Raw genomic sequence first — 13,127 nt, 5'->3', positions numbered from 1 at the left:
CTATGATTCAGAAGTTTCAATATCTGGGATCGGTAAACCGCGTTGCGTTAAAATTTCTCTAACACTTTCAGGTACCTGTTCTGGATTGTCTTTCATCAAATCATTATCGTTGGGTAACGGTTGCCCAGTAAATGCGTGAAGAAATGCTTCGCATAGCAACTCACTATTGGTTGCATGACGCAGGTTTTTAACTTGGCGTCGTGTACGTTCATCAGTTAATACTTTTAATACGGTAAGTGGAATTGAAACCGTAATTTTTTTAACTTGCTCTGATTTTTTACCGTGTTCAGCGTACGGGTGAATATACTCACCATTCCATTCTGCCATTACTTAAGCCTTGATTAATAGTCTAATACTGAGAGTGACTTTGGTTAAAATTAATAGCTTTGTGCCAGTGCACCTTTCGCGCCATTCAATTCTAAAAACTGCGTAAATTCTAACTGTTTTACTGTATGAGTCAACACGCCTTACAACGCTTGTTTAATAGGTATTTATTAATACGCTAAAAATTTGGTTGACAGCAATTAAATTTAAATCTAGATTTATAGACGTCTAAACATCCAAATAATAAATTGCATTGAGAAATAACTATGAGCCACTCCACAAATTACTCGAACAAATCGGTCAGTTTGAATACCGTTGCTGTACGTGCTGGTATTGATCAAGACCAGCATCATGGCGCAGTTGTGCCGCCACTCCATTTAAGCAGTAACTTTTCTTTTGCCGATATTGAACAACCACGTCAGTACGACTACACACGTTCTGGCAATCCTACGAGAGACATTTTAGGAGCTACCTTGGCCGAATTAGAAAAAGGGTCAACAGGCATTGTAACCAGCAGCGGAATGTCAGCCATACACTTAGTAACACAGCTCCTACAAGCTGAAGATGTATTAGTTGTACCGCATGATTGTTATGGTGGTAGCTTTCGGTTATTTACGCACCTTGCTAAACGTAATCAATTTCAATTGCAAACCATAGATTTTACGGCACCAGATTTGGAACAAACGTTAGAAGCCATCAAACCCAAATTAATATGGATAGAAACCCCAAGTAACCCATTACTGCGCCTAACTGATGTAAAAGCGGTTTGTTTACAGGCAGCAAAATTAAATGCATTAGTTGCAGTTGATAATACGTTTCTTTCACCCGTACTACAGCAGCCGCTACAGTTGGGGGCAGATATCGCAGTGCACTCCACCACCAAATACATTAATGGCCATAGTGATGTGGTGGGCGGCGCGGTGATCACAAAGTCTCAAGAGCTAGGTGAGCAACTAACCTGGTGGGCAAATTGTATTGGTATTACTGGTGCACCGTTTGATAGCTTTTTAACATTGCGTGGTTTAAGAACATTAACCCCCAGAATACGCCAGCATCAAGCCAATGCAATTGCAATAGCAGACTTTCTAGCCGCGCAACCCGCAGTTAAAAAAGTATATTACCCAGGATTAAATACCCATCCGCAGCATGAACTTGCCAAACAACAGCAATATGGTTTTGGCGCGATGCTCAGTTTTGAGCTTGAGGGTGATAGCCACACTATCAAAGAGGTGGTTAAAACGTTTATTGCCCAACTTAACCAGTTTACTTTGGCCGAATCGCTGGGAGGAGTAGAAAGCTTAATTTGTCATCCTGCCACAATGACACACGCAGCAATGACAGCGGATGCAAGGGCGCACGCTGGAATCGGCGAGTCGTTAATACGTATTAGCGTGGGCATTGAAGATGTTCAAGATTTAATAGCAGATTTACAACAAGGCTTTGATACTATTTCGCGTTTGAAATTGCCCATTAATACTCACTCTCAAGCGGATAACACAAGCAATGAAACATGGGATTTAGAGTACGCTACATGCCGCTTAAGCACACAGTTTGCTGCGCAGTGGTAACGCCTGTTTTTATTCAAATCATTTATTCATAAGAGGATAGAAATAATGGCAAGTCATGCACAACACATTGCAGCGATAAATCGTAATTTAGTAGATGTTGCAGGAAAGGTAGATATTTCATTTGAATTTTTTCCACCTTCAACCCCTAAAATGGAGCAAACATTACGTAGCTCTATTGCGCGTTTAGCACCACTAAATCCAAAATTTGTTTCGGTGACATACGGCGCGTGTTCAGGCACCCGTGAACGCACGCATGATGTTATTAAGCATATACAGCATAATACGCAGTTAGCTGCAGCACCTCACTTAACCTGCATTGATGCAACTGAGGCAGAGTTAATTGATTTAGCGAACACCTATTGGCATTCAGGTGTTCGCCATATCGTTGCCCTTCGTGGCGATAAACCGCTAACAAACAGTTTGAATGGGGCAAGTAATAATAGTGAATTAATGTATGCTTCTGAGCTGGTTAGGTTATTAAAAAAAGTAGCAGACTTTGACATTACCGTTGCAGCATATCCAGAAGTACACCCTGAAGCGAAAAGCGCTCAGTCTGATTTAATTAATTTAAAACGCAAAGTCGATGAAGGGGCGAGCCGAGCTATTACTCAATTCTTTTTTGATATTGAAACCTATTTGCGCTTTCGCGACAGGTGCGCCGCCGCAGCAATAGATGTAGAAATTATCCCGGGTATTCTGCCAGTAACCAATTACCAGCAACTCGTTAAGTTTGCAGGGATCACTAATGTCAGCATTCCAAGCTGGCTACACCAAAGCTATCAAGGGTTAGAAAATGACGCCACAACCCGTAACCTTGTTGGTGCCAATATTGCGATGGAAATGGTAAAAGTACTAAGTAAAGAAGGGGTGAACGACTTTCATTTCTATACACTTAATCGCAGCGAATTAACCTACGCGATTTGCCATATGTTGGGGATTCGGGAACAGGAGAGTGTACTCAATATAAATAGCGCAACCGAAATACCTGCAGATTTAGTTATAAATCAAAAAGCTACATATCAAGGCATTAAGCTTTAAAATTAATGTAAATATTTATTAGAGAAATTGAAGAAAAAAAACAATTAAAATATTAATAATGCTCGTCGATGGAATTGACTTTTAGGTTAATAAGTATACAATGTCGCGCTTTTCGGGAATTAGTGGCTAAAGCCATTTACATATATCTCACGAGATTTGTTAAATCGTATATTTCCAGAAAAATCATTTCAAATAGTATTATGAGGTTACTAGGACAGTAATGAAGTATCATCAATTCAAATTAGCGACACTTACCGTGTTATTATCAAGCTTTCTTACAGCGTGTGGTGGAGGTTCTGATAATAAAGAAGCTCCCGCAGCAAAGAAAAATAATCAATTGCCAACCATTAATGCAATAGAAGATGTTTCAATCAAGGAGCGCGAACCTGTTGCAATAAATGCGAGTGCATCAGACATTGACGGTTCAATTGTTACATATAGTTGGAGTCAGGTTAGCGGAACAGTTGTTGAGTTAGAAGAGGAAAGTACTTCTAAGCTTGCTTTTTTCGCTCCATCTATCGCAGTTGACGAAGTATTAACGTTCTCACTGACAGTAACAGACAATAATGGTGGCAAGGCAACTCAAAGCGTAACAATTAATGTTGAAGCATATGCTGATATTGATGAAACTATTACTAGTGATGCAGGGCTACTAGCATGCGCTCAAAAACAAAATGCAGATATAGGTATTACAACACTAAGTTGTGACGGATATAAAATTGCTGATTTGAGTGGTTTAGATGACGTTGAAGGGTTAACTAAACTTTCGTTAACCAATGCTGAGTTAGACAATTTAACGGGGCTGAATACACTTACCGAATTAGTGTATTTAGACTTGTCTAACAATATGCTTAATAATGATGCAGTAAGTGACTTAAGCGAGTTAACTAAACTTGAAAAGCTGAATTTAAGTTATAACAATATTACAGTGCTTCCATCTATTTTTTCTAATATGGTGAATCTTAAAGAGCTGACACTATATGAGATTTATCACATGGACTATTATTGGGGCGCTGAAATAGATTTGAGTGCTTTCTCTGAAAATACTCAGTTAGAAGCCTTACTAATAAAAAAAGCTGATTCATATAATGCTCAATCGTTATCAAAGAATGTTAAGCTGTCGAACCTTGAGTTAATCCAGGCTGATATTTCTTCAGTATCATTCCTACTTGATTTAATCAACTTAGAAAAATTGAATCTAGCAAGGAACTTTTCATTAAAAGACATTTCTGCAGTTTTAGGTTTAGTTAATTTAAAGTCGCTAGATCTTTCATATACAGATGTAGACTCATTAGCTGCGCTTAAGGCGTTATCAAACTTAGAATCATTACGTTTAGCTGATGACTCATATCAACCTTTAGATCTAAGCACAATTGCACATCTTGTAAATCTAAAAACGTTAGACTTAGCAGGAGGAGAAAATTATACGAACCATTCTGCTCTTAGTGTCTTAGAAAATTTAGAATACTTAAATGTATCTGAATCTAACTTAAGTAACCTTGCGTTTATCAGTGACTATAAACAAATTAAGCAACTTGTTGTTGCTGGTAACTCCCGTATAAGTGACTTGAGTCCGCTTAAAGATCTTACTGACTTAATCTTTTTAGACATATCGAACTCTCAGAATTTAAGTGACTTAACGCCATTAAGTAGTTTAACCAATCTGAAGGAGTTAAAAATCAATAATCTGTATAGAAATTCATCAATTGATATAACGCCTCTGAGCTCACTTGTTAACCTTGAAAAGATGGATCTTAGTTATAATGAATATGATTCTCTTGATTCAATCACTAATTTGACTAACTTATCATCGCTTACTTTAAATAATGTCTACTATGATGAATTTGCCACATTACCTGCTCTTGAAGGCCTAGAAAGGCTCAGTTATTTTGAAGCTAGTTACTTGAAATCAAACGCACTTAGCAATTTAGCAAGTGCGAAAAGCTTAACGCATATCAAAGTAAAGTTTGCGAGTGATGTAACGGATTTAGCTGCTTTAGATACTCTAATAAACTTAAAAAAGATAGAGATCCTTGACGCGCCAGCACTAACTGATATCTCTGCTTTATCTTCTATGCAAGCATTGGAAGAATTGGTGCTGAAAAAAAGTAAGGTTGAGTCTCTTGGCGCATTACTGGAGCTAGGTTCAATCAAAAAAATAATGTTACAGTCTAATAATTATTTAACTTGTTCTACACTTGATGCACTTAGCACGGCACAGCCGACAACTGTTATTACATATTTTGGCGACTGTGTTGAGCTGCCAGTGTCTGAGTTGCAAATTGCTGATGAGAATTTGAAGCAGTGTGTAGCAGATAAACGCGTTCGCGATGCGCTAAAACTAACGAGCTTGTACTGTTATTCGAGCTACGAAATATCAAACTTCTCTGGTATAGAAGGTTTTGAGAATTTAAGCCGATTAGAGGTAACAATTTCAGAGAATACTGATTTATCTCCATTATCAAGTTTAGATAAATTAACGCAACTTGAAATACATCGTAGTAATAATGTTGATTTATCAAGTTTAACTGCAACTAGCTTAACGTCCTTATCTGTAAACTACAGTTCTATTAAGAGTTTAGGTGATGATACTGCAAAATTGGTAAATTTAAAGTCACTAAACCTGTCGAATAATAATTTATCGATACTGCCGTCATTAACTCGCTTTAGTTCAGTAGAAAGTTTAAATCTAAGATGGAATGATTTGACACATTTAACTAATGTAGATGTGTTGCAGGGCTTAACAAATATAGATTTAGACTATAATGACTTAACAAATATTGATGCATTACATTTGTTACCAATAATTAGTCGTGTAGACTTGTATGGTAATGATGACTTGCCGTGCGATGATGTTGAGCGCTTAAAGGATAAAACAAGTATTAATTATGTTTCGGCTTCACAATGTAATTAATTAATTAATTGATTTGAGATATAAAAAATTAATGTAGGTTATATGGCTTGGTGATGAGTTTTCTTCACCAAGCTTTTTTATTTTTTGTACATTATGATCGAAAAGTGTACAAAATATCTGCATAAAATAGCTACTGCATAATAATCAGTGCATTCGCTGAGTATAAGCTTAGCTTGCCTGGCGAATTTACATTACACTTCTAAGCTGAATAGCGACTCTACGGGCACATTAAAGTGACGAGCGAGTTTCAATGCTATTACCACTGAAGGGGTAAACCTGCCAGTTTCTACGGTGCTAATTGTTTTTCTAGAGACGCCAATTGCATCGGCTAATTCTTGTTGAGACAGTTTTTGCTTAGCCCGATATTTCGCAATGTTGTTATCTACTTCACTATTCATCTTCAGCCCTTAATAAGTACAGGACTCTAAGCGAGTAGCTTAAGAAAATAATAGCGAGCAGGGCATGCACCATTAATAGGGTATTTATCTGAAATGTTAATGAGAACCCTAGTATGGCTGTTAGCCATGTAATAAGTAATGCGCTGATTGCAATGTTAAAGGCGTATTTGTACCCCTGAAGGTTGACGAAGTTAAGATACTCGTCGCTAAACTGGCCGTACCAGAAAGCTTGCTTGTGTTCTTTGCTTAGTCCTTTTATTGATTTTAAGCCAAATGTTAATGCGGTAATGATTATTGCAAGTAGCCCTAGGCTCATCAATATATAGATAGCGCCGGGTATTGCTTGTCTGTCAATAAAGGGCCATGCAGCGCTAACTATAAAAAAGATTGAAAGAAAGAACATGTTTAGAGCATTGTTCTTTAAATAATTTGTTTCAATGTCGGGGTGGTTCATCGTTTCGTTCCTTGTTAGTAATCAATTAGAATTATTGATACCTAGGGGTATCAATGAGGCTAGTATATTGATGATACCTTAGGGTGTCAATAGTAACCTTGGGGTATCATTGATTTTTTATTGAGCATACATGCTCATGCTTTGTTCTCTTCTCTTCTCTTCTCTTATCTCTTTTCTCATTGTGGAAGCGCGGGCCGGTAATTTTTACTGTAAGTTCTCGGTGCTACATAATTCATTAAGGTTGTGGTTTAGCTGCGGGTGAATGAAATCGTGCTTTACTTATGCGCATTTATTTAGCACTTGTTAAATAAATGTGATGAATAATTTTACTTTTACAATTCAGCTTCTAGAATTTATGTACTCATTTTAGGAGCATGCACTATGAAACTAATTGCTTGTAGCCCCATCCTGTTAAGTATTGTTTTCTTACTGAATATGTTATTTACAAACACCGCTTACGCAGGGCTTATCTCTGATATTAGCCCTGAAAAAATTTCTGAGCGTTTTACTTCTGGTCGTTATGGCTGGAATAGTAATTATGACATCTCATTTATTAATCAAGATCTTATTGTTGATGTCGATGTTTATTTGGCAGGTGCTAATGCGAGCACGGCGCTACTAAATACTTGGAAGACCGGCATTAAATCAATATGGGGAGACTCATTTGATATTTTTGATGGCACCTATTTTTACGATATTGTGTTTAATATTGATTGGGTTACCCAATACAGTTCGAATGACTTTGATTATGTGCTAAACGTGCATGAAGGCAGTGGTAGGGCGAATATGACAAATTGGTATAACAATTCAAATTGGACTGAGTGGTATCACCGACGCGTTGCTGCCCATGAATTTGGTCATATGGTTGGCATATATGACGAGTATGCTGGTGGAGCCGTTGATCCTCAAACAGGGTTGACGCGCAATGACAGTATAATGGGAGGAGGCACCAAGCCTTATGTTGATCATTATGATCGCTTTGTAAGTTGGTTGGGAGTAAACACGGGTATAGCTACACTTTCCGTTGTGGCAGGTGTGGGCGATAACCATTATTTTATTTCGGCAATACCTGAGCCATCGTCCATCCCCATGTTTGTATTGGGTATTATAATGGTGGTAGTGTATGCTGGCTTTTCAAGGTTGTATGTTACTCGATCTAAACCGCTTATGGGCTTAACACTTAGAATAAGAATTTAGCTAAACCTAATAAGCAACTTTGTTTATTTTCGATGTGGCTTTTTATTTTAGATACTGTATGAACATGAAAAATTACACATTACATGCTGTTACTTGGGTGGCTAATAAACAAGTTTTTGCCAAAACGTCCTTGAAAAGTGAAGGTGTGTTTAACTATCGGTTTGTTAATCAATTTTGTGTTGCTCTGCTTCAAAAAAGGTAAAAGTAGTATAGGGTTATGGAGAAAATTATTGAAGAAGCACCTTGGAGCTATGTCTGCTTTGAAAAAGATAGTGAAATATTTTTAACATATGTTGTGCAACATGGCTTTGTGACAACCGACTATACAGTTAAGTTAAACCGTTCGGAAGCGGCGTTTGTTCGTTCTGGTGCATTAACTGCTAAGCTACTGGTTAGTAAGTTTGCGGGTAACAGCGCAATTCAATCAAGGCTAGTGTTACCAGCCATTTGGCCTAAAAAATAACCTCGAAAGGTCAACACGCCCTAAATACTTCTGCTTATTTTACAAACTTGCCAATCATATCGTCATCCTACCCATCGCATATTAATTTTGCGCTGCTATTTATATCTTTACGGCTGCTGTCTTAGAAAAACGCACTTTCGGTTTTGTATTCACTGTTAACTTTTCTACACTTTGGGTACAAATATAGTTATAGAGTATTGATATGCTCAATTACCATAAAAACTCATGTCGAATTAGCGTGTTTTGTGCGCTGACGGCGCTAGCGTATAACACAGGTGCTGAGGCTAAACAGCCACAAGACGTATTCTCCCTATCGTTAGATGAATTATTGAATGTTGATGTGAATGTGAGCTCTACGACGGAGTCAAGACAGCAATTCTTACCTGCTTCAGTAACTGTCATTCATCGTTCAGAAATACAATACTCAGGTGGTCGCACACTTAATGATGTACTTAATTTATATGTTCCCGGATATTTTAAGGCGGAAGATAAAGACGATACGATTGGAGCCTTTAGAGGCGTCGCGCCAGATAATAACAGTAAGGTTTTACTGTTAATAGATGGAATAAAAGTAAATGCAGATTGGTTTTGGGGGCCTGCTGACAGCGTGTTAAATGGTATTGGCCTTGATTACATTGAGCGAATAGAGGTTGTGCGTGGCCCAGGTAGCGTAATGCAGGGGCAAGGCGCGCAGTTAGGTGTTATTAATATTATTACTCGCAACATTGAGGAACCGTTGATAGCAACTGCTAGTGCTGGTGAGTATGGATGGCACAAAGCAAGTGTGATGGGGGGAGGAACTTGGAACGATTTGAGGTGGCAATGGTACTTGTCACGACAATTGTTTGATGGCATTGAGCTGCCACAAAAGGGGTGGGCAATTGAGATTCAAGAAAGTGACTCGTCGCACCCTAATCCGCCCGCCTTAAGAGGAAATAAGTTAAACCACGCAAGGGCAACCCGATTTTTTTCCAAGCTGACAGGCCAAAGTTGGAAGGTGCAATTACAGCACCATCAGCAAATTCGTGACTTATATAATTGGACAAAAGACAGAGATCAAGTTGAGCAACGATTAACATTTATCGCCGCCGAATATCATCATAATTTTAATGAAGAGTACCACCTTACCTATACGGGCAACTGGCAAGTAGATGATTACGGCCTTTACGATTTGACTACAGGGGAAACGACCGGAGGCGCAAGAGAGCAGCGTGGCTTCTTAAAATTACAGCTTGGATCAAATCAACCAATACCTCGTATCGGGGCTGAAAACGATACCGTTGTGACAAGCGAACGTAATGCAAGAAAAGGCATTAATTGGGTGGTGGCTGCTGAGCTAGAATATATAAAAACAGGAGATAGTAACTGGCAAGGTGATAATTTTATTGTTAATCGTACCGCTCAACTCACTGAACAAGTAAATCAAACCCATACATGGTTATTTGAAGAAACATTTTTGAACAAAGCACTGATAGCCGAGATAACCAGCGATATAACCCCAGAGTGGCATATCAACTTGGGTGCACGATACGATCACCATGAACATTGGGGTAATGAATTCACCCCGCGTTTAAGTGTTAGTTTTGCGCCAGCGGAAAGTGAAACAGTTTATCGGCTTAGCTATCAGAAAGGGTTTAGAGGGCCACCGGGTGTGCATTACACGGGAGGATTTTTACGAGATGGTTTATTGTCTGAAGATAATCTAGATCAACTAGAAGGTTCAGGGATGACGTCTTCAAGTGATGGCAGCCCTGCAATGAACGCCCCATCGCCTAAAACAGAAACACTCAAAAACTATGAGTTTGCGATTAAAGGCAAGTTATCCGATTTTTGGCAATTTGATGCAGTGTTTTTTTATAATGAAATTGAAGATTTTATCTTAACGTTATCAACCCGCAACGGTACACCTGAAGCTGCAATAGGAACCGATACCATTGGGAGTTGGGGAGGCGTTTTTTATTATGCTAATCAGCCCGGTAAAATTAAATTGCGTGGCGTAGAACTCTCCAGTATTTGGCAATCAGCTCGCTGGAAGCATCAAATCTCCTACAGCACTCATGATGTAATCAGTGCCGACGGCTTTGCCCTAGGCATGAAGTCACCAGTTGCAGGAACATCCGATGATATTAACGCGAATGGCATGCCAGAATCGATTTGGCGATATAGTTCACAGTGGAAATTTTATAAAGGCTGGACACTTGCCTATCAGCACATTAGTTTGGCAGATTGGTGGGCGCCATGGACTAATTCGAAAGAGACGGGTATTAATTGGGGGAATGTGAGTATAGCTTGGGATATTAATCGTGCAATGAGCCTACGTTTAGTCGTACATAATGTTTGGGATGAGCGAGGGTTGTATCCGATAAGGGCAAGAGGAAAGCTCAATGAAGACCCCGGTACACCAGCAGTTGAACCTAGAAATGCGGCACTGTCTTTTACTTATACATTTTAATTAGCAGCGATTAAGTACCCTTTAATTGAGCATTAAAAAAGCCCTGATAGTCAGACTATCAGGGCTTTTTGCAAATAAGTAATTAAGCGTTAATTACTTAGCTGCTTTTTTCTCTTTCTCAGCTGCAATTACTTCGTCAGCAACGTTTTGCGGACAAGGCATGTAGTGTGAGAATTCCATTGAGAATTGACCACGACCAGAAGTCATTGTACGTAGACTTCCGATGTAACCGAACATTTCTGAAAGAGGTACGTCACCTTTGATGCGAACACCAGTTGTACCCGCTTCTTGGTCTTTGATCATACCACGACGACGGTTAAGGTCACCGATTACGTCACCAACGTGATCATCTGGCGTGAATACGTCAACTTTCATGATAGGTTCAAGAAGTTGTGCACCTGCTTTTGGAATTGATTGACGGAATGCGCCTTTTGCTGCGATTTCGAACGCGATTGCTGATGAGTCAACTGCGTGGAAGCCACCGTCGTATAGCTCGATATCAACGTCTAGTACTGGGAAGCCAGCTAGAACACCGTTTTCCATCATGCTAGCAAAACCTTTTTCGATAGCAGGGAAGAACTCTTTAGGTACGTTACCACCAACAACAGTTGATTTGAACACGAAACCTGAACCTGGTTCACCTGGCTTGATACGGTAATCGATTTTACCAAATTGACCAGAACCACCAGACTGTTTCTTATGAGTGTAGCTATCTTCAACTTCACGCGTGATAGTTTCACGGTAAGCAACCTGAGGCTGACCCACTTCAAGGTCAACACCGTAAGTACGCTTAAGGATATCAACTTTGATATCTAAGTGAAGTTCACCCATACCTTTAAGGATGGTTTCACCTGAGTCTTCGTCAGTTTCAACAACGAAAGATGGATCTTCAGCAACCATTTTACCAATTGCGATACCCATTTTCTCAGTTGAACCTTTATCTTTAGGTGCTACAGAGATAGAGATTACAGGCTCTGGGAAGATCATTGGTTCAAGGGTACATTCATGCTTAGGATCACAAAGAGTGTGACCAGTTTGAACGTTCTTCATACCAACGATAGCAATAATGTCGCCCGCTTGTGCTGAATCTAGTTCAGTACGGTCGTCTGCGTGCATTTCTACCATGCGACCAACACGTTCAGTTTTACCTGTGAATGAGTTAAGGATTGTGTCACCTTTCTTCACAGTACCTGAGTAGATACGTACGAAAGTAAGTGCACCGAAACGGTCATCCATAATTTTGAACGCTAACGCGCGGAATGGTTCTTCAACGGCTACAGTTGCTACTTCGCCAGTTGCTTCACCAGTGTCTTTGTCTGTAAGAGGCTGAGCGTCAACTTCTGTAGGAGAAGGTAGGTAATCAACAACAGCGTCTAGTACTAACTGAACACCTTTGTTTTTGAACGCTGAACCACAGTAAGTTGGGAAGAACGCTAGCTCGCGAGTACCTTTACGGATACAACGCTTAATGTCTTCTAAAGAAGGTTCTTCACCTTCCATGTAAGCCATCATTAGCTCGTCGTCTTGCTCTACAGCTGTTTCGATAAGCTGTTCACGGTATGCTTGCGCATCGTCTACCATGTCAGCTGGAATGTCTACAACTTCGTAGTTTTCAGGAAGACCTGTGTCGTCCCAAACGTACGCTTTTTGAGAAAGTACGTCTACAACACCAACGAAGTCATCTTCAGTACCAATTGGTAACGTCATTACTAGTGGGTTAGCACCAAGTACGTTTTCTACTTGGTCTACAACGCGGTAGAAGTCTGCACCTAAACGGTCTAATTTGTTTACGAAAATTAAACGTGCAACTTCAGATTCGTTAGCGTAACGCCAGTTAGTTTCTGATTGAGGTTCAACACCACCTGAACCACAGAATACACCTACACCACCGTCAAGTACTTTTAATGAACGGTATACTTCAACAGTGAAGTCAACGTGTCCTGGAGTATCGATGATGTTCATGCGATGGTCTTTCCAGAAACAAGTTGTTGCAGCTGACTGGATTGTAATACCACGCTCAGCTTCTTGTTCCATGAAGTCAGTTGTTGCTGCACCGTCATGTACTTCACCAGTTTTATGGATCTTACCAGTAAGTTTCAAAATACGCTCAGTCGTTGTGGTTTTACCCGCGTCAACGTGTGCGAATATGCCTATATTTCTGTATTTGGACAAATCTGCCATCGTCTTACTCTATTTAAATCTATTGAATTGGTTAAAAAAGCCGCGGGATTTTATCATTTTTATACACAAACAACCAACTTAATTTAGTTCTGCTTGCGCTTTTTTTATTACTTTATCGTATGACGGTTTAAATTTACT

The 13,127-nt window shown here is 39.5% G+C and carries 10 protein-coding genes; 6 read left to right on the top strand and 4 right to left on the bottom strand.

Going from position 1 to position 13,127, the window contains the following annotated elements; translation table 11 throughout:
• Positions 1–327, bottom strand: a complete 327-nt coding sequence (metJ, locus tag HUU81_RS15340; protein WP_199609783.1) for a met regulon transcriptional regulator MetJ — start codon at positions 325–327, stop codon at positions 1–3.
• 263 nt (positions 328–590) lie between these two features.
• Here metJ and metB point away from each other — a divergent pair, with 263 nt between their 5' ends.
• The 3 genes from metB (at position 591) to HUU81_RS15325 (ending at position 5,844) form a co-directional block, all read left to right on the top strand.
• The gene (metB, locus tag HUU81_RS15335; RefSeq protein ID WP_199609782.1) at positions 591–1,892 is read left to right on the top strand and encodes a cystathionine gamma-synthase; all 1,302 of its coding nucleotides are present in this window, start codon (positions 591–593) and stop codon (positions 1,890–1,892) included.
• Between the two features lie 45 nt (positions 1,893–1,937).
• Positions 1,938–2,930, top strand: a complete 993-nt coding sequence (gene metF / locus HUU81_RS15330) for a methylenetetrahydrofolate reductase (protein WP_407644827.1) — start codon at positions 1,938–1,940, stop codon at positions 2,928–2,930.
• Between the two features lie 220 nt (positions 2,931–3,150).
• Complete coding sequence (locus tag HUU81_RS15325) at positions 3,151–5,844, top strand: leucine-rich repeat domain-containing protein (protein ID WP_199609781.1); 2,694 nt, start codon at positions 3,151–3,153, stop codon at positions 5,842–5,844.
• 191 nt (positions 5,845–6,035) lie between these two features.
• On the opposite strand, the gene HUU81_RS15320 is transcribed toward HUU81_RS15325, so the two are convergent.
• Both HUU81_RS15320 and HUU81_RS15315 read right to left on the bottom strand, forming a co-directional pair.
• Positions 6,036–6,242: a helix-turn-helix transcriptional regulator gene (locus tag HUU81_RS15320; RefSeq protein ID WP_199609780.1), complete on the bottom strand. Its 207-nt coding sequence runs from the start codon at positions 6,240–6,242 to the stop codon at positions 6,036–6,038.
• Positions 6,235–6,696, bottom strand: a complete 462-nt coding sequence (locus HUU81_RS15315; protein ID WP_199609779.1) for a hypothetical protein — start codon at positions 6,694–6,696, stop codon at positions 6,235–6,237. Before HUU81_RS15315 ends, HUU81_RS15320 begins: the two co-directional genes overlap by 8 nt.
• 381 nt (positions 6,697–7,077) lie before the next feature.
• Here HUU81_RS15315 and HUU81_RS15310 point away from each other — a divergent pair, with 381 nt between their 5' ends.
• The 3 genes from HUU81_RS15310 to HUU81_RS15300 all read left to right on the top strand — a co-directional run bounded on the left by HUU81_RS15310 (position 7,078) and on the right by HUU81_RS15300 (position 10,808).
• Positions 7,078–7,893, top strand: coding sequence for a hypothetical protein (locus HUU81_RS15310; protein WP_199609778.1), 816 nt, complete (start codon positions 7,078–7,080; stop codon positions 7,891–7,893).
• A gap of 217 nt (positions 7,894–8,110) precedes the next feature.
• Complete coding sequence (locus tag HUU81_RS15305) at positions 8,111–8,356, top strand: hypothetical protein (protein WP_199609777.1); 246 nt, start codon at positions 8,111–8,113, stop codon at positions 8,354–8,356.
• A gap of 202 nt (positions 8,357–8,558) precedes the next feature.
• Positions 8,559–10,808, top strand: coding sequence for a TonB-dependent receptor plug domain-containing protein (locus tag HUU81_RS15300; RefSeq protein ID WP_199609776.1), 2,250 nt, complete (start codon positions 8,559–8,561; stop codon positions 10,806–10,808).
• Positions 10,809–10,901: 93 nt separating this feature from the next.
• On the opposite strand, the gene fusA is transcribed toward HUU81_RS15300, so the two are convergent.
• Entirely contained in the window at positions 10,902–12,989 is a 2,088-nt protein-coding gene (gene fusA / locus HUU81_RS15295; RefSeq protein WP_199609775.1) for an elongation factor G, read from the bottom strand.
• Positions 12,990–13,127: the final 138 nt, after the last annotated feature.

The sequence above is a fragment of the Flocculibacter collagenilyticus genome, from assembly GCF_016469335.1.
Lineage (GTDB): Bacteria > Pseudomonadota > Gammaproteobacteria > Enterobacterales > Alteromonadaceae > Flocculibacter > Flocculibacter collagenilyticus.
Note: the sequence above shows the minus strand (reverse complement) of the source record. Positions and strands in the feature narration are given on the sequence as shown.

What these genes read in the sequence shown, in the direction of transcription:
- HUU81_RS15315 (WP_199609779.1), bottom strand. Translation starts at nt 6,696, where the DNA reads ATGAACCACCCCGACATTGAAACAAATTATTTAAAGAACAATGCTCTA.
- HUU81_RS15320 (WP_199609780.1), bottom strand. Translation starts at nt 6,242, where the DNA reads ATGAATAGTGAAGTAGATAACAACATTGCGAAATATCGGGCTAAGCAA.
- fusA (WP_199609775.1), bottom strand. Translation starts at nt 12,989, where the DNA reads ATGGCAGATTTGTCCAAATACAGAAATATAGGCATATTCGCACACGTT.
- HUU81_RS15310 (WP_199609778.1), top strand. Translation starts at nt 7,078, where the DNA reads ATGAAACTAATTGCTTGTAGCCCCATCCTGTTAAGTATTGTTTTCTTA.
- HUU81_RS15300 (WP_199609776.1), top strand. Translation starts at nt 8,559, where the DNA reads ATGCTCAATTACCATAAAAACTCATGTCGAATTAGCGTGTTTTGTGCG.
- metJ (WP_199609783.1), bottom strand. Translation starts at nt 327, where the DNA reads ATGGCAGAATGGAATGGTGAGTATATTCACCCGTACGCTGAACACGGT.
- HUU81_RS15305 (WP_199609777.1), top strand. Translation starts at nt 8,111, where the DNA reads ATGGAGAAAATTATTGAAGAAGCACCTTGGAGCTATGTCTGCTTTGAA.
- metF (WP_407644827.1), top strand. Translation starts at nt 1,938, where the DNA reads ATGGCAAGTCATGCACAACACATTGCAGCGATAAATCGTAATTTAGTA.
- HUU81_RS15325 (WP_199609781.1), top strand. Translation starts at nt 3,151, where the DNA reads ATGAAGTATCATCAATTCAAATTAGCGACACTTACCGTGTTATTATCA.
- metB (WP_199609782.1), top strand. Translation starts at nt 591, where the DNA reads ATGAGCCACTCCACAAATTACTCGAACAAATCGGTCAGTTTGAATACC.